We start from the raw sequence: 16,067 nt of genomic DNA on the forward strand, positions 1-16,067 counted from the left end.
ATTATTTATGCACAACGAAGGCAACATCCGAAAAATGAAAACCGAGCTGAGCGAGCCGGTAAAATATAAGCTGCCCATGGGCGATAATTTAGTGGATATGAATGCATTGATCGGTCAAAAAATCAAGATGAATTTTGATGGCCGGATCAACTGTATTTCGTGTGGGAAGAAAACCAAAACCTCGTTTGGTCAGGGATTTTGTTACAGTTGTTTGCAAACGGCGCCCGAAGCCAGTGAATCAATTTTAAGGCCCGAGTTGTCGAAATCGCATTATGGTATTGCCCGTGATATGGAGTGGGCAGAAAAACACGACCTGATCGACCATTTTGTTTACCTCGCAGTTTCGAGCGAAATGAAAGTTGGCGTAACACGTGTCCACCAAATCCCTACCCGTTGGATCGACCAGGGCGCCAGCTATGCCATTAAACTGGCCAAAACACCGAACCGGCACATAGCCGGTATTATTGAGGTGTTTCTGAAAAATCACTTTACCGATAAAACCAACTGGCGGGCCATGTTAAAAAACGAAATTTTAAAGGATTTCGATCTGGCAGCTGAAAAGCAAAAAGTAGTGGATTTACTTCCGGGTGAATTAAAAAAATATGTTGATCCTGCCAATGAAGTCACTCAAATAAACTACCCGGTTGAAAAGTACCCGATAACCATAAAAAGTCTGAGTTTCGACAAATTGCCTGAAATTGAAGGAGAACTGGCGGGGATTAAAGGACAATACCTGATTTTCGAAGACAACCGCGTGCTGAACATGCGCAAACACAACGGGTATTATTTATCACTTTCTTACTGATTACTTCTTGCGGGTGGTAATGTAGTTCATCAACTCCACCAGCGAATCACGAGCCTCTGAAGGAGGAAATTCTTCGATAGCGGCCACGGCTTTATTCTTGAATTCATTCATTCGTACTTCGGCGTATTCCAGTCCGCCACGCTCAATAACCAGCTGAATCAGTTCTTTTACAACCTTTGAGTTTTTATTCCGGCGTTTCACCAAACGAAGAATGCGTTTACGCTCGCTTCGGTCGGCTGAATTCAGCACATGCAAAAGCGGGAGTGTTATTTTCTTTTCTTTTATATCGTTACCGGTTGGTTTTCCGAGAATGCCCTTGGCCTGGTAGTCAAAAATATCATCCTTAATCTGGAAAGCAATTCCAACATCCTGCCCGACCCGGTACATTTTTTCCACCAATTCCTCATCGTCGGTAGTCGATGCAGTGCCGATGGCCATGCTGGTTGCGATTAGCGAAGCCGTTTTTTTACGGATGATATCAAAGTAGGTTTCATCATCAATATCCAGCTTTCGGCTTTTCTTCATTTGCAGGATCTCTCCCTCGCTCATATCCTGAACCGCACGCGAAATGAGGTGAAGAAAGTTGTATTTTTTATTTTCGAGCTGAAGTAGCAATCCTTTGGCAAGGATGTAGTCGCCCACTAAAACAGCCAGCTTATTTTTCCACAATGCCTTTACCGAAAAAGACCCGCGGCGTTCGTACGATTCATCCACTACATCGTCGTGAACCAAAGTAGCAGTATGTAGTAATTCAACCGAACAGGCAGCCAGTTTTGTGTATTCATTGGTATCGCCGTGCAGTTTGGCCGATAAAAACACAAACATGGGCCGTAGCTGTTTTCCTTTGGTGCGGTACAAAAAATTTAAAATGGTAGCCAAAAGCGGTACATCGCTTTGCAGCGAATTTTTAAAGTACGGTTCAAAGTCTTTTAAATCCTGTTCAATGGGTTTTTTTATCTTACTAATTGTGGACATTTACCGGAGTGCTCCTTTCTTCTTGACTGAGCGAACATAAAACATTTTCGCCTAAAAAAAGACATTTCATAAGAAATCTTTAACAGGGCCACATATTAAAATGTTTGGTACCCATTTAATTTGTTATCCTTAAATATTTATATATTTGCATTTTTAAATCTAGAACAATGGTAGAAGTCAAGGAGTTAAATGTTGAGCGCTTGGAAGTTGCGGCGAGCATGCTTAAGGCAATGGCCCATCCTATGCGCATAGCCATATTAAAGCATCTGGAAGGAGGTAAAAAACTTACAGTGACTGAAATTCACGAGCACCTGAAAATTGAACAATCTACCACATCGCATCATTTGGGTATTCTGAAGGATAAAGGAGTGCTGTGCTCGCAGCGCGAAGGCAAGAATACGTTTTACTACCTGAAATACGAGATCCTGAGCCAGATCGTCGATTGCCTGGAAACCTGCACCTGCGAGTAATCTAATACCGTAATAATTTCGATTCTTTCTTTGTATTCTCCCAAAACAAAAGTTATTTATAGTGACTATTCGGAATTACTAAAGAATAATCCTGAAATGCGGCAAGCCCGTACTTTTGGTTATTTTTACACAAAATTCGAAATATGGATCTTGTTTTTGCCACAAACAATCAACATAAATTAAAAGAGCTGCAGGCCATTTTAGGAGAGGATTTTCACCTTCTAAGTCTTAAAGATATTGGCTGCAATGAGGAAATTCCTGAAGAGCAACCAACCCTGGAAGGAAATGCCAGTCAGAAGTCATTTTATATTTTTAATAAGTACGGGTACGATTGTTTTGCCGACGATACGGGGCTTGAAATTGAAGCGTTAAACGGTGAGCCGGGTGTTTTTTCTGCAAGGTATGCAGGTAAAGAAAAAAGTGCCGAGGCCAACATGAAAAAAGTGCTCGAAAGGATGGCCAAAATAAATCAGCGAAAAGCTCGTTTTAGGACTGTGATATCGCTGATAATAAGAGGTGAAGAAAAGCGTTTTGAAGGCATCGTTAGCGGCGAGATCTTAAAAGAAAAAAGAGGTAATTCAGGTTTTGGTTACGATCCCATATTTCAACCCGAAGGTTTGAACCAGTCGTTTGCAGAAATGGGTTTGGCGGATAAAAACAAGATCAGTCATCGTGGGCATGCGGTTGAAAAGCTTGTAAACTACCTGAAAGAAATTGAATAAAAGGAATTTATGAGAAGTTTTACCGTGCTGTTGCTAAGTTTTTTGTTGGGGCTTCAGTTGTTTGCGCAACGCGAAGGCGGGTCTTGGAAAGACTACCTTTCGTATTCGAACGCTATTAAAGTTGCCGATTCGGGGAGCGAAATTTTTTGTGCCACCGATGGCGGACTTTTTTATCTCGATACGGAAGACAACAGTGTAAACAAAGTTACCGGATTGTCGGACTTTGGAATTGAAACCATGGCTTACAGCCGGGAAGGACAATTGCTTGTGCTGGCCTACTCCAACAGCAATATCGATATCATTCGAGAAGGAAATGTGCAGAACCTGTCGGACATTAAGCGGAAATCGATGACCGCCAGCAAAACCATCCACAACATTACTTTTAAAGGCAGCGAGGCTTATCTCTCCTGTGGTTTTGGCATTGTAGTGGTGAACCTCGACAGGAATGAAATAAAAGATACCTACATTATTGGCGACGACGGTTTGCCGCTTGCCGTTTACGACGTTGAATTTTTTAATAACCGCATTTATGCAGCAACCGCCGAAGGTCTTTTGTGGGCACCCGAAAGCGGATCGAATTTGCTCGATTACACAAGCTGGGTGAAAGACAATACCATCCCGCATTCAACTGAACCGTTTACACAACTTGTAGTGCATAACGGCGAATTTATAGCCAATTATTCCAATGGGTCATCAAGTAGCGATGAAGCTTTTATACTCGAAAGTAACAGCTGGGTGCCTTATTTTTCAGGGCTCAACATTGTTATGGAAATGGAGTCGAACGGAACTTACCTGACCATGACTGCCAATCGCGAGGTGGCCCTGTTCGATAACAGCCACACGATGATTGGGAAAATAAATGCTTACAACCTGGAAGGTACCGAAATTACATACATCAATACGCGCAGTGCATTGGTGGCCGATAACGGTATGATCTGGATCGCGGATTACGATAATGCGCTGATTCGTTATGATGGAAACACTTTTGAATCGATCTTTCCGAATGGCCCCCTCGATAACGAAGTTTTTGACCTCGAAATTGCAAACTCAAACCTCTATATTGCTCCGGGCGGAAGAAACGATGCCTGGAATAACAGCAATTTGGAACCGCGTATTAAAAGATATTCGTCAGAGAGTTGGACCAATTTCACTAAAAATGAAATTCCCGAGATGACGGGTTTTAAAGATATCGTATGTATCGCAGTTGATCCGGCCGACGATAATCATTTTTACGCCGGTAGCTGGGGAGGCGGACTACTCGAGTTCAAAAACGATGAGTTGGTTAACAGGTACACCAATCTGAATAGTCCTTTGGAAACAGCCTTACCCGATAATCCCACAGCTCCTTACGTACGAATAGGTGGTCTCGATTTCGATTCGGAGGGAAACCTATGGATTACAAATACAGCGGTTTCCAGAAATAATTTGCACAAACTGACCATGACAGGTGATTGGGAATCCTTTACAATGAGTACTGTCACAAACAAAACAATTGGGCAGGTGCTGGTTACCGAAAATGATGATAAATGGGTCCTGATACCGCGTGGTAACGATGCCTACGTCGTGGATCGCACAGGCGGAAATAAAAGATCGCTTTTGGTAACCACCTATTTCAGTAGCGGGAATGATGAATATTTTACGCGTATGAGCGATGTCTATTCCATTGCCGAAGATAAAGAAGGAGCTGTTTGGATCGGAACTTCGCAAGGCGTGGCTGTATACAGCAGTCCATCCAGGATTTGGGAAAGCGAGAATTTCTATGCCTCACAACCCGGCCTCGATTTAAATGATGGAATTTATCATCCTTTGCTTTCAACCGAAACAGTAACCGCTATAGCCATTGATGGAGCCAACAGAAAGTGGTTAGGAACAAGTAATTCGGGTGTTTACCTTGTCTCGGAATCAGGTGAAGAGGAAGTGCTGCACTTTACGGCAGAAAACAGTCCGCTTTTATCAAATACCATCAAATCCATTGCCATCGATGAAAAAAGTGGCGAAGTATTTTTTGGGACCGACAAAGGTTTGATTTCTTATCAGGGCGACGCCATTGGAGGGAAAGCCGATTACAGCGGTGTTTATGTGTATCCGAATCCTGTCCGCGAAACCTATGAAGGACCGGTTACCATTACCGGTTTAATTTCGGAGACCGATGTTAAAGTTACCGATATTGCCGGAAACCTCGTTTATAAAACAACTTCACTGGGCGGTCAAGCTGTTTGGGACGGGAGAAACCTGAATGGCAACCGGGTAAAAACCGGTGTTTATCTGGTGTTCTGTAACGACAAATTTGGCGAAGAAACCAAAATTGCAAAGCTCTTGTTCATCCATTAAAGATTGAAGTATTGATTCCCATTATGTTTGAATAAAGCAATGCTTTAAGGCGAAAACAAAATTGTGCGAATTATGAATTCTGTTGCCAACTGCTCTTGCTTACTTTTAACATTGAACTTTAGAATTTAAACTCATCGTATGCTTGCTGCCACCGAAGGAATTGTTCTGCATCATATTAAATACGGCGAAAGCAGTGTAATTGCCACGATTTTTACACAGGAATTTGGCCGGCAGAGCTACATGGTAAATGCTTCACGTAGCCGACAAGCGAAGAACAAAGCCGGCTTGCTGCAACCACTCTTTTTACTCGACTTGGAAGTGTACCAAAAGCAAAGCCGCGAAATACAGCGGATAAAAGAACTTAAAAGCCTGAATACCTACCAGAATATTCCCTTTGATGTTGCAAAATCAACGCAAGCCATTTTCCTTGCCGAGATGCTGTATAAAACCATTCACGAACAGGAAAGTTATCCCGAATTATACGACTTTATAAAAAGCGCGCTGCTGTATTTCGATTTAATGGAAACCGGCTGGCAAAATTTTCATATCTATTTTTTGTTTCGCCTAACCGAGTATTTTGGCTTTTTACCCGATACCCAGAAACTGAGCTTTGAAGCGTGGTTCGACCTTAAAAAAGGAGCTTTGGTTCCCTATGAACCATCACATCCTTTGTTTGCAAACAAGGAAATTACTAAAAAAATAGTAGAACTTTCAGTTCTAAAAATAAGCGAATTAGAAACCTTTAAAGTATCGAGAAGTTTGCGCGATTCGCTGTTACAAACTCTGGTTGACTATTACCAGCTTCATTTCGAAAGCCTCGGTGAAATAAAATCACTGAATGTGTTGCGAGATGTATTTCAGTGACTTGAAGAGCTACTCAATCGCACGCGAAAATCGTCGATATAAACAGGCTCTTTGTCAGGGCTCCAGAAATAAACAGTGAGCCGGCTACCGGGTTTAACATTGTCAATATCAATTGAGCTGAGGACATGATTCCAGCCTTTCTCATCGATAATTTGCTGCTCAATGTTCTTTGACTGATAAATATTCCGACCATTTTCAGCTTTGAAATCGATAACCAGTGAAATGTTTGATTGGCCTTTATAACCCGGTACCAAAACCCAGGCATCGACCTTTATCACTACATTCTTTTTTGGGATACGATCCAACTCGAGTCTAAAAGTGCAAGAATATGCATTGTCAATAAGTTGATGTGCGTGCTCACCTGACCAGGCGTTTTTTGTTAGTTGCTCATCAGTCAGTTTTTGCCAGTCTTCGGTTTGCAGGTTCTCAAAAGTGTTGACTGATTCAAAAATCAGTGTATCAGAAGAATTACGAATTTTGAAAAAGTCGGTAAAAACGTCTGGAGATTCATCACAATTTACACCTTCCCATTCCAATTTTAAATTGGTGGCTAAAATTTTCCGGTTAGATGCTTTTAGCATGATTTGCTGAACCTGAAAACTGTGTTTAAAATCGAATAGATAAGGATTGATCCACAATCCGTCTGCAGCGTTTTTCGGAACAATTCGGTATTTGTGAATCATCCCGTTCGTAAGTTTCAGGTAGATCCAAACCTGTTCATCCTTATAAAAAAAGCTTTTAAGTTGTTGTATTAGGCTTTTGTTGAAACGAAGTTTGCAACGCAACAAACCGCTCGCATTATTAGGAACATCAATCCATGTGTTCCAGGTGGTTTCCGTTTCTTTCAGCTCATTCTTTTGAAATATTAAAGCTGATGCCCGTTTTTTTAGTAACAGAAACTTTTCATCCGAGCAACAAGGTTGGTATTGATTCAACATGGCAAGCAGACTTTGTGGTTCGTCGTTCAACAGGTAACGGGAGTCAATGCTGTTAAAATCGCCATTGTTAATGTCTGCAGTAATCTTTTGTTTGTCCCAAATGACAAATTTAGGTGCCGATTCTGAAGCCCAGTGTTCGGTGTTCTGCTGATCGAGCCACGAAGTATAAGCTGCATAACTTTGTATAACCGGGCGGGGTTGCCAGTTGAGGTTATTAATGGCAGCTACTGAGTAATCCCAGGGGTAGATGTCAGTTGTAGCGTCAGAAATACTATCCAACATAGCTTGCGACAGCCGGTTTGAAACCAGGTTCTCAGCCGTTTTTTGGTGCGCATGCGCTTTTAATTCTTTAAAATGAGTAGCAAATTCGAATAAATGCTTTCCCTGCCAGACCTGGAATTCAAGAGGCCGGTAATTTCTGCTGTTCTTCATGTTCAGTCCAAAAAGCACAATAGCAACGGCAGCCAAACTTGCTGTAACCAGCCATTTTTTTCGTTCGAACAATATGAAAGCAGAAAAGAGAATAACGAGGTAAATCAGCATTCCTTTTACGTGGTAAAAGTCTTCTCGGGCCATTCCGTGTTTCCACGCAGCAAAAATGCTAAGCATATAAATGGATGCAAAAAACAATGCTTTGTGAGATCTGTTCAATACAAATATCAGCGTTAACGAAATTAAGGCAAGAGCGAGAAAAAGCCAGTTGTTGTATGGATAAAGAGCAGCGGCAGCCGAATTGTCTTGTGCAAGATGCAACATTCCCAACACATAACGAATAAACCCTGCAGGCGTTCCATACATCAGAATTTGGAAAAGCAACATAAAACCAAGCATGCTCATTGCATCGATTATTGTTGCGCGGATATTGCGGTGCTTTACCAGTTCATATAGTAGGAAAGAAACAAAGATGGTTCCGGTTAAAATTGCTACGTAGGCTCTCACATAAAAAGCCAGGGCTGTTAAGAAAAACGCACTGAACTTGAATACGACCTTACGGTGCTCGTAATAGTTCAGGTAAAGCAGAATAACACCTGCCAGAAGCAGATGATTAAAGCTGGCAAACACTGCAATTCCGTAGGCAAACACTGCGATCGCTAGCCATTTTACAGGAGATTTAATTTTGCTCAGCAAACCCGCTGCTCCGAAAACCAAAATCGTTTTTAAAAGGGCATGTACCAGTGTGGCCAGTAAAATATTCTCGCTTAGCGGATACATTAAAAATGCCAGCGGGCCATGTGGAAAAATAATGTGCTTACCCCGGTCAAGTCCTGTTTCGAAAAGCCAGTTGAATACCCATTTTAGCGGAGGATCAATTCCAATGCTGAACGACCAGTCGTTTTCAGGGAACGTACCAATAACCACTAAAATTGATATAAGCAGTGGCGTTATTAAATCGCTGAATTTTACGTTCAGATGTTGAAGACCGGGCTTCATATTTTTACTTCAAAATTAACCTGACGCAAGGTATTAATTTTCAGTCAACATAATAAGTCGGTTACAGAATTTGCATAGTTCTGATCTGAATTTACAGTGTGAAAAAACATTTAAATGATTTGTTTCAGGGTGATAGAAAATCGTTATTAAAATGAATTCGAAGTAAATTTACAAGAACCAACATTCAAAAATGGATTCAAACCAACAGGAAGATATATTTAAGTTACTTGCCAAAGCCGGAAAAGCGATTGTAGAGGTTTACAACAGCGACAATTTCGAAGCCGAGCTCAAGAAGGACAATTCGCCGGTTACCCGCGCTGATAAGGCGTCGAGTCGTATTATAAATGAGGGATTGAAAAGCTTGTTTCCTGAAATTCCTGTTCTTGATGAAGAAACCTCTATTCCCGATTATGTAGTCAGGAGCAAGTGGGAAAAATATTTCCTTGTCGACCCGCTGGATGGCACCAAAGAATTCATTAAACAAAATGGGGAATTTTGTATCAATCTGGCGCTAATAGAAGGAACGTCGCCGGTGTTGGGTTGGATTTATCAGCCACTTACTAAAACCGGTTGGTTTTGTGCGAAAGGAGAAGGAATTGTGGAGTTTAGCAATGGTGAAGTTCATCGGATTGAAAAACCTGAAATCAAAAGGAATGTGATTCGTATTGCAGCAAGCCGTTCGTTTTTTAAACCTCATGAAGCCGAGTTGATCGAAAAAATGAAGCAGCATTACCAAATCGATATTTTACATTGTGGCAGTTCGAAAAAGCAGGTACAAATGGTAAAAGGCAATGCCGATATGTACCTGAAAGCAGGTCCGTGCTCGGAATGGGATACCGCTCCGGGACAATTGATGGTGGAGGAATTTGGCGGTGCAGTACTCAGGCATGATAACTTCAAAACGCTCCAATATAACCGTAAAGATCTGCTCAATCCATATTTCGTTATGCTCAATGAGCGGCTCAATACCCCCGCATTTATCGATTTTATGAAGCTTATTATTCGCGAGTAAACTGATTCCGCGAAACACGTCAACTTTACTTATTTATTTGTAGCCCCCTTTTGCAGGTTTGTGCCGAAGGTAGTAACTTACAGCAAAAAGTAATGATGCGAAAAAGATTACCACTATTTATTGTAGTATTACTGGCGGCCCTAATTTTTATGGGATGCGCTACCCAGTCGTTGGAAAATGCTGGAGATCCGCCCGGATTTTTTAAAGGTTTATTTCACGGGTTTATTTTACTGTTCAGTTTTATAGCCAGCCTGTTTACCGACTACGAAATTTATGCTTTCCCCAATGCCGGTGGCTGGTACAATTTTGGCTACCTCCTGGGCGTGATGATGTTCTTTGGCGGAGGCGGTGCCAAGGCCAGGTGCTAAGTTGCAATAAAAGCATACCGACAAAATTTGAGTTGCGAACAACATCCTGTGCAAAACTTGCGTTCTTTTCATCAGAAGTACGCAGGCTTTCTGTGTATATTCGCTGAGTTCAATGACTGAAAAAATTAAACAGATGAACAGGATAACATTTGTATTAGCAGCTTTTATTGTAGTATTTTCTGCGTGTAAAACCATAAAGCAACCGGCTCAGTCGGAATACACCTCCGATAATACTGTACAAACAAAAGTATTTAAGGTTCCAGGTTCGGAAACAACGGAGGTTGAAAAACCGGCCCAACCCGTAGTGGAAGAAAAACCTATTGCTATTCGGAAAGAGCAGGTTTCGTTTACCGAACAGCAAGATAAGGTGAAAAACGAAGGAAACACCTATTTTGTGATCATCGGTTCGTTCAGCCAGTTGGAGAACGCAAAAAATTACCGGACAACTTTGCTCGATGAAGGATTTACGCCGATCATCCTGCACAGCGAAACAGGTTATTACCGCGTTTGCGTCAATTCTTACAAAAACGAATCTGAGGCCCGTGGCAGGGTAGCACAGATCAGACAATCTTTCGAAAAATATTCCGATGTTTGGCTATTAATTAAGGAATAATTCTATACAGGATTACTTGAATTTTTGACGCCGCTTTTAGCGGCGTTTTTTGTTTCTGTGTTCTTGAAACACGTGCGTAAATCACTTAAAAAACTTTAAAATCAAACACTGACTGGCTCAGCGCGTTATAATAGGTACGATAATTAAAAATCAATGCTAATTTTGTAATCCGTTTAAAAAGAGGATACCTATTAAAGACAACACGAATCATGGCAATGGATGAAAAACAACGTTTACTCGATCAACGCTATCTGAAGATGGCCGACATCTGGGCACAGAATTCTTATTGTAAACGCCGGCAGGTTGGAGCATTGATCGTTAAAGAGAAAATGATCATTTCGGATGGTTACAACGGTACACCGTCGGGTTTCGAAAATATTTGCGAAGACGACAATAACGTAACCAAGCCGTATGTTTTACATGCCGAAGCAAATGCCATTACCAAGGTCGCAAAATCGGGCAATAGCAGCGATGGATCTACTTTGTACGTTACTTCGTCGCCCTGTATGGAATGCTCAAAACTTATCATTCAAGCCGGGATTAAGCGCGTTGTTTTTACCGAAAATTACCGAATTGAAGACGGGATCAACCTGTTGAAACGGGCAGGTATAGAGGTGAAACAAGTGGATATTTAATCAGAAAAGAAAGCAATGAACAAGAAAACAGTCATACTACTTCCAATTCTCATCGCCATTTCGATCGCCATCGGGATGCTGGTTGGGAACATGATGAAAAAGAATGCGAGTCCCGTTTTTAGCGGGATGAATTTCTCGCACCCGAATAAGTTAGCCACGATTCTCGAATTGGTAGATCAGGGTTACGTCGACAGTGTAAATACAAGTGACATTATTGAAGAAACCATACCTGAGATCCTTAAAAATCTTGATCCGCACACCAGTTATATTCCGGCGCGCGATATGCAGGAAGTGCAGGAAGAAATGGAGGGAAATTTCTCCGGAATCGGCGTTCAATTCTCGATCATGGAAGATACTGTACGCGTGGTGGAGGTGATTTCAGGAGGCCCTTCGAGTCAGGTGGGGATCCTTCCCGGAGACCGAATTGTTACCGTTAATGATTCGATAATCGCCGGAGTTGATGTTTCGAACAATACTGTGCTTACTTTGCTTCGTGGCCAGAAAAACACCAAGGTTAATGTTGGTGTGATAAGAAAAGGATACGATGGAGAACTGGATTTTGAAATTACACGTGGTGATATCCCGATTTACAGTGTTGATGTGGCTTATATGATCGACAATAAAACCGGATTTATAAAAGTCAGTCGTTTTGCCAATACAACTTATATGGAGTTTATGAAAGGCATGAAAAAACTTCAGGATGCCGGAGCTGAAAAGGTGATCATCGACTTGCGAAACAACCCGGGTGGATCGTTGGTTGGCGTGCTGCAAATGGTGGATGAATTTTTGCAGGCCGGCGAACCGATCTTATATACTGAAGGATCTCATCAGGCACGTAAAACATACAACGCATCGTCGCGGACAAGTTTTGGTGATTTGGGCGTTTATGTAATGATCGATGAATTCTCGGCATCGGCAAGCGAGATTTTTGCAGGTGCCATGCAGGATAACGACCGCGGTCTTGTTATCGGGCGTCGTTCGTTTGGGAAGGGCCTTGTTCAGGAGCAAATACCGCTTATGGACGGATCGGCGCTGCGATTAACAGTTGCACGATTTTATACACCAAGCGGGCGTTGTATTCAAAGTTCATACGAAGATGGTAACGACGAATATTACAACCACATTTACGAACGCTTCCACAACATGGAGCAACTCGTGGCCGACAGCATTCATTTTATCGATTCGCTGAAATACGAAACCAAGGGTGGCCGTGTGGTTTATGGCGGTGGCGGTATAATGCCTGACTTTTTTGTGCCTGTCGATACCGCGGGTAATTCCGAATATTTCAATAAAATTTATCGTCGCGGCTTGATTTATACATTTGCTTATGCTTATGCCGATCAGCACCGTGAAGAGCTTTCGGCATTCACCAAAGCTGATGAGATAAATGCTTACCTTGATAAACAAAATGCAATGGGTGAATTTGTGGATTACGCCGAAGAAAAAGGCGTTACGAAAGATGCTTCCGGAATCAGTGAATCGGGACAAATTATTAAAACACAATTGAAAGCTTACATTGCCCGAAATATTATCGGAGAAGAAGGTTTTTATCCCATCATTAAACAAATTGATAAAACACTACTGAGGACCATCGATATTTCGCGTGAAGATCTGCTTGTGCAGAATGTGGTGGCTACCGATTCGGTTTCAATCTTGCCATAACGGCCTCGAAATAGAATTTGGTATTGCTTTTCTTGTTTACGAAGGCAAGAAACTGGCTTTGATCGATTACTTCAAATTGATTATCCCGTAGCAATTTTCTGATGTATGTTTTTTCGTGTGTGTAGGTCAGCACGCCCGTTTCGGTTTCTTTTTCCCACACACCGGGTTCAACTTGTGTTGATCCTTCAATATGGTCGAAAGCTTCGTAACTGAAAGCAAAAATTCCGTTGGGTTTTAAAATCCGCTGTACTTCTGAAAATAAAGGCGTTATAGGATGGATTAGGTGAAAAACTCCGTTTGAAATTACGGCGTCGAAATTGTTTGATGTCAGTGGAAATGGAACAACCTCAAGATTGTGAAGTACAAGCTCATCACCAATTTTCTTTTGCCGGCATTGTTCCAGCATTTTCTCCGATCCATCGAGTCCAGTGATTTTATGCCCAGCCAAAGCAAAGGGGCTTGCACTTTCTCCGGTGCCAATCCCCAGATCTAGTGTGCTCGAAGGTTTATTTAAATGTGGTTTAACTAAATCGAATATTACCTTAGGCCCGATCCAGTTATTCTGAAGTACGGATGCATCGTAATCGGCTGCAAAATCATCGGCCAGCTTAAGGTTTTTGCCCGGCATTATTTCGAAATTTCCAGCATTCGTTTTATCGGTACCTGGCCTTTTTCAATTACATCCTTTGGAAGTGTTACCTCGGGTTGTTCATGCTTCAGGCAGACATACAGCTTCTGCAGACTGTTCAGCTTCATGTACGAGCAGTCGTTGCAGGCGCAGGTTGAATCGTTCGATGGCGCAGGAATAAAGGTCTTATCGGGGCAAGCCTTTGTCATTTGGTGAAGGATGCCGCTTTCGGTAGCCACAATAAACTTTTGTGCTTTACTTTTCTGAACGTAATTCAGCAGGGCAGTGGTCGATCCAATGTGTTTGGCAAGCAGAAGCACAGGCTTTTCACATTCGGGATGAGCGATAAACTCAGCATCGGGGTATTGCTCCATCAAATCCACGATCTTTTCTACGGAATATTGTTCGTGCACCATGCATGCTCCGTCCCAAAGTACCATGTTACGACCGGTGATGCTGTTAATGTAGTTACCAAGGTTTTTGTCCGGCGCAAAAATCAGTTTCTCATTCTTTGGGAAACTTTCCACGATTTTAGCGGCATTGGCCGAAGTACATACAATGTCCGACATGGTTTTGAGTGCAGCAGTGGCATTTACATAGGTAATGACCTTGTGGTCGGGATACTGCGTTTTAAATTCGGCAAACTTATCAGCCGGAGCCGATTCGGCCAACGAACAGCTGGCTTTCAGGTCGGGAAGGATAACCTTTTTATTCGGATTGATGATCTTGGCTGTTTCGGCCATAAAATGAACACCGACAAAAACAATCAAATCGGCATCGGTTTCGGCAGCTGCCTGCGCAAGCCCCAGGCTGTCGCCTACAAAATCGGCAATGTCCTGCAGAGGTCCGTCAACATAAAAGTGACTTAGAATAACTGCATTTTTTTCTTTTTTCAGCCGGGTAATCTCCTCCACCAGTTTCACCGAAGGATCTATCGCTTCATCGATGTAACCTTTCTCTTCCAACATTTGATCTATCTGTAGCTGTTCCATTTTTTCCCTGAATTTCCCTGATAAACAGGGCGCAAAATTATAAATTCCTTTAAAAAAAACAGCAGTAGTTTGTAAATGTTTGGTTTCGAAGCATAAAAAAAGCCGCACTGGGCGGCTTTCTTATCTACTCCATTAAATTAATAATGTACGAATATTAATTACTTACGTGGCTGAAATAAAAACCATGTGAAAGCTGAGGTGATCCATTATATGAACCCTTTGCTGCAATCATGGTTAGTGTATCACCCACTTTTATGCCTTTGTCGGCTAACAAATATTTTCTATCATCGCCGGTTGCACCCCAACCCGGATAACAACCATATGCGTATATTTCACCGCTATCGTCTTTCAAATAAAGATTACCATATGTATCACTGGTAATCGATGTAATTTGACCGGTTACCATAAAGTATGTATCTGCGTCGTCAGGTTTAGCCAGCACCTCTGCAACTGTAGCTGTAGTTACAGGAATAACATTCTCCAATACAGCATCGCCAACTTGTGGGCTTCCGTTATATGCGGCTCGTTTTCCAACAATTGTAATAATGTCACCCTCTTTTAATCCTTTGTCCTGGAAATCCTCAATGCCATAAACAAAAGTTTCGCCGGAGAAATCTCGCAGGTATAAATTGCCATATTTATCATTGACAATACTGGTAATAGCACCTGTTAAACGATATTGTGTATTACCAACTTCAGCTGCAAGGAATTCAGCAATGGTTGCATCAATGATCGCTCCAGTTTGGCTCAGCATTGTTTGCGCACTATAGATTTTAGATCCATCAGTAGTTTTGAACGTGAGCGTAGTTTCACGATCTCCACCGGTATTAGCGTCAGCTTTGAATTTCACAACAGAATTTGTTCCTGCTGATTGGATAGAAGAAATTGATAACCACGACTTGGCATCATCAGGAATTTCAACAGAAACGCCTTGTCCTTTGCAGGTAAGGTAGGCTGTAAATTCACCACCTTCAAGAGGTAGCTGTGCGTTTGCTACCGAATCAACTTTCACAAGTGATTTATTGATACTGATAACTGTTACATTTACCAACTCTACAGTTCCATTGTAAGTAGTTTTGGGTCCCTGAACAGTAATTTCATCACCTACCTCAAGTCCCCAACTTAAGAAGTTTTTCTCTCCACCCTTCGAGTCAAGAGTACCATATATATAAATAGAACCTGTTTCATCCTCCAAATACCAGTTGCCGTAAAGTGTGTTGGTTATTGCTGTACAAACTCCGGTTACCTGATAGGTCTTGCTATCAGGTCCTGCAATTACATCGGCACATGTGGCAGATGAAATTGTGGCCAAACCCTGGATAATATTTATTCGCTGTGTTGCATTTCCACATTGAATTCTTACCTCTGCGGTGCGACCATCTACGGCAGATTGAGCCGAAAATGTAAGTGTTGATTCACCGGCACCGCCAGAACTTGAAGAGATAGTCAACCATTCTACATTATTTTCTACTGTCCAGCTATCTTTAGCTGTTACTGTAATGTCGGTAGAACCACCATCCACAGGGATGGACACGTAAGACGACGATACTTGAATTTCATCAAGCAATGTCACTGTTTCTTCATCTGTACAACTTGTCATCAAGGCAAGTATTGCAATGAG

Annotated in this window: 15 protein-coding genes; 10 read left to right on the forward strand and 5 right to left on the reverse strand. The window is 42.0% G+C overall.

Annotated features, from left to right (window positions below):
* The first annotated feature begins 7 nt into the window (after window positions 1–7).
* Entirely contained in the window at window positions 8–805 is a 798-nt protein-coding gene (locus tag WFY05_RS06760) for a DUF2797 domain-containing protein (protein WP_340112005.1), read from the forward strand.
* Here WFY05_RS06760 and WFY05_RS06765 read toward each other — a convergent pair whose 3' ends face one another.
* On the reverse strand, window positions 806–1,780 hold the full coding sequence (locus WFY05_RS06765; protein ID WP_340112006.1) for a polyprenyl synthetase family protein: 975 nt from the start codon (window positions 1,778–1,780) through the stop codon (window positions 806–808).
* Between the two features lie 167 nt (window positions 1,781–1,947).
* On the opposite strand from WFY05_RS06765, the gene WFY05_RS06770 reads away from it, so the two are divergent.
* The 4 genes from WFY05_RS06770 (at window position 1,948) to recO (ending at window position 6,167) form a co-directional block, all read left to right on the forward strand.
* Window positions 1,948–2,250 carry an ArsR/SmtB family transcription factor gene (locus WFY05_RS06770; protein ID WP_340112007.1) on the forward strand — a complete coding sequence of 101 codons (303 nt, stop codon included), beginning with the start codon at window positions 1,948–1,950 and terminating at the stop codon, window positions 2,248–2,250.
* Between the two features lie 143 nt (window positions 2,251–2,393).
* Window positions 2,394–2,972 carry a non-canonical purine NTP diphosphatase gene (locus tag WFY05_RS06775; RefSeq protein WP_340112008.1) on the forward strand — a complete coding sequence of 193 codons (579 nt, stop codon included), beginning with the start codon at window positions 2,394–2,396 and terminating at the stop codon, window positions 2,970–2,972.
* 9 nt (window positions 2,973–2,981) lie between these two features.
* A complete protein-coding gene (gene porZ / locus WFY05_RS06780) occupies window positions 2,982–5,303 on the forward strand; it encodes a type IX secretion system anionic LPS delivery protein PorZ (RefSeq protein ID WP_340112009.1) in 2,322 nt (773 codons plus the stop codon).
* A gap of 138 nt (window positions 5,304–5,441) precedes the next feature.
* Complete coding sequence (gene recO, locus WFY05_RS06785) at window positions 5,442–6,167, forward strand: DNA repair protein RecO (RefSeq protein WP_340112010.1); 726 nt, start codon at window positions 5,442–5,444, stop codon at window positions 6,165–6,167.
* On the opposite strand, the gene WFY05_RS06790 is transcribed toward recO, so the two are convergent.
* Window positions 6,161–8,536 (reverse strand): hypothetical protein, encoded by a 2,376-nt coding sequence (locus WFY05_RS06790; RefSeq protein WP_340112011.1) that lies wholly within the window; start codon window positions 8,534–8,536, stop codon window positions 6,161–6,163. The two genes, recO and WFY05_RS06790, sit on opposite strands and share 7 nt — an antisense overlap.
* Before the next feature lie 190 nt (window positions 8,537–8,726).
* On the opposite strand from WFY05_RS06790, the gene cysQ reads away from it, so the two are divergent.
* The 5 genes from cysQ (at window position 8,727) to WFY05_RS06815 (ending at window position 12,826) form a co-directional block, all read left to right on the forward strand.
* Window positions 8,727–9,548 carry a 3'(2'),5'-bisphosphate nucleotidase CysQ gene (gene cysQ, locus WFY05_RS06795; RefSeq protein WP_340112012.1) on the forward strand — a complete coding sequence of 274 codons (822 nt, stop codon included), beginning with the start codon at window positions 8,727–8,729 and terminating at the stop codon, window positions 9,546–9,548.
* Window positions 9,549–9,640: 92 nt separating this feature from the next.
* Complete coding sequence (locus WFY05_RS06800; protein ID WP_340112013.1) at window positions 9,641–9,916, forward strand: hypothetical protein; 276 nt, start codon at window positions 9,641–9,643, stop codon at window positions 9,914–9,916.
* A gap of 133 nt (window positions 9,917–10,049) precedes the next feature.
* Complete coding sequence (locus WFY05_RS06805; protein WP_340112014.1) at window positions 10,050–10,529, forward strand: SPOR domain-containing protein; 480 nt, start codon at window positions 10,050–10,052, stop codon at window positions 10,527–10,529.
* Window positions 10,530–10,738: 209 nt separating this feature from the next.
* Window positions 10,739–11,164 carry a deoxycytidylate deaminase gene (locus WFY05_RS06810; protein WP_340112015.1) on the forward strand — a complete coding sequence of 142 codons (426 nt, stop codon included), beginning with the start codon at window positions 10,739–10,741 and terminating at the stop codon, window positions 11,162–11,164.
* 15 nt (window positions 11,165–11,179) lie between these two features.
* The gene (locus WFY05_RS06815; protein WP_340112016.1) at window positions 11,180–12,826 is read left to right on the forward strand and encodes a S41 family peptidase; all 1,647 of its coding nucleotides are present in this window, start codon (window positions 11,180–11,182) and stop codon (window positions 12,824–12,826) included.
* On the opposite strand, the gene WFY05_RS06820 is transcribed toward WFY05_RS06815, so the two are convergent.
* The 3 genes from WFY05_RS06820 to WFY05_RS06830 form a co-directional block, all read right to left on the reverse strand.
* Window positions 12,798–13,454, reverse strand: a complete 657-nt coding sequence (locus tag WFY05_RS06820) for a class I SAM-dependent DNA methyltransferase (RefSeq protein WP_340112017.1) — start codon at window positions 13,452–13,454, stop codon at window positions 12,798–12,800. The genes WFY05_RS06815 and WFY05_RS06820 overlap by 29 nt on opposite strands.
* Window positions 13,454–14,446, reverse strand: coding sequence for a quinolinate synthase NadA (gene nadA, locus WFY05_RS06825; protein WP_340112018.1), 993 nt, complete (start codon window positions 14,444–14,446; stop codon window positions 13,454–13,456). The genes WFY05_RS06820 and nadA overlap by 1 nt, the downstream gene beginning before the upstream one ends.
* Before the next feature lie 154 nt (window positions 14,447–14,600).
* Entirely contained in the window at window positions 14,601–16,046 is a 1,446-nt protein-coding gene (locus tag WFY05_RS06830; protein ID WP_340112019.1) for a BACON domain-containing protein, read from the reverse strand.
* Between the last annotated feature and the right edge of the window lie 21 nt (window positions 16,047–16,067).

Source organism: Maribellus mangrovi (assembly GCF_037646455.1).
Classification (GTDB): Bacteria; Bacteroidota; Bacteroidia; order Bacteroidales; family Prolixibacteraceae; genus Draconibacterium; species Draconibacterium mangrovi_A.

Coding starts and splice junctions, on each gene's coding strand:
- WFY05_RS06760 (WP_340112005.1), top strand. CDS start 8: ATGCACAACGAAGGCAACATCCGAAAAATGAAAACCGAGCTGAGCGAG.
- WFY05_RS06765 (WP_340112006.1), bottom strand. CDS start 1,780: ATGTCCACAATTAGTAAGATAAAAAAACCCATTGAACAGGATTTAAAA.
- WFY05_RS06770 (WP_340112007.1), top strand. CDS start 1,948: ATGGTAGAAGTCAAGGAGTTAAATGTTGAGCGCTTGGAAGTTGCGGCG.
- WFY05_RS06775 (WP_340112008.1), top strand. CDS start 2,394: ATGGATCTTGTTTTTGCCACAAACAATCAACATAAATTAAAAGAGCTG.
- porZ (WP_340112009.1), top strand. CDS start 2,982: ATGAGAAGTTTTACCGTGCTGTTGCTAAGTTTTTTGTTGGGGCTTCAG.
- recO (WP_340112010.1), top strand. CDS start 5,442: ATGCTTGCTGCCACCGAAGGAATTGTTCTGCATCATATTAAATACGGC.
- WFY05_RS06790 (WP_340112011.1), bottom strand. CDS start 8,536: ATGAAGCCCGGTCTTCAACATCTGAACGTAAAATTCAGCGATTTAATA.
- cysQ (WP_340112012.1), top strand. CDS start 8,727: ATGGATTCAAACCAACAGGAAGATATATTTAAGTTACTTGCCAAAGCC.
- WFY05_RS06800 (WP_340112013.1), top strand. CDS start 9,641: ATGATGCGAAAAAGATTACCACTATTTATTGTAGTATTACTGGCGGCC.
- WFY05_RS06805 (WP_340112014.1), top strand. CDS start 10,050: ATGAACAGGATAACATTTGTATTAGCAGCTTTTATTGTAGTATTTTCT.
- WFY05_RS06810 (WP_340112015.1), top strand. CDS start 10,739: ATGGCAATGGATGAAAAACAACGTTTACTCGATCAACGCTATCTGAAG.
- WFY05_RS06815 (WP_340112016.1), top strand. CDS start 11,180: ATGAACAAGAAAACAGTCATACTACTTCCAATTCTCATCGCCATTTCG.
- WFY05_RS06820 (WP_340112017.1), bottom strand. CDS start 13,454: ATGCCGGGCAAAAACCTTAAGCTGGCCGATGATTTTGCAGCCGATTAC.
- nadA (WP_340112018.1), bottom strand. CDS start 14,446: ATGGAACAGCTACAGATAGATCAAATGTTGGAAGAGAAAGGTTACATC.
- WFY05_RS06830 (WP_340112019.1), bottom strand. CDS start 16,046: ATGACAAGTTGTACAGATGAAGAAACAGTGACATTGCTTGATGAAATT.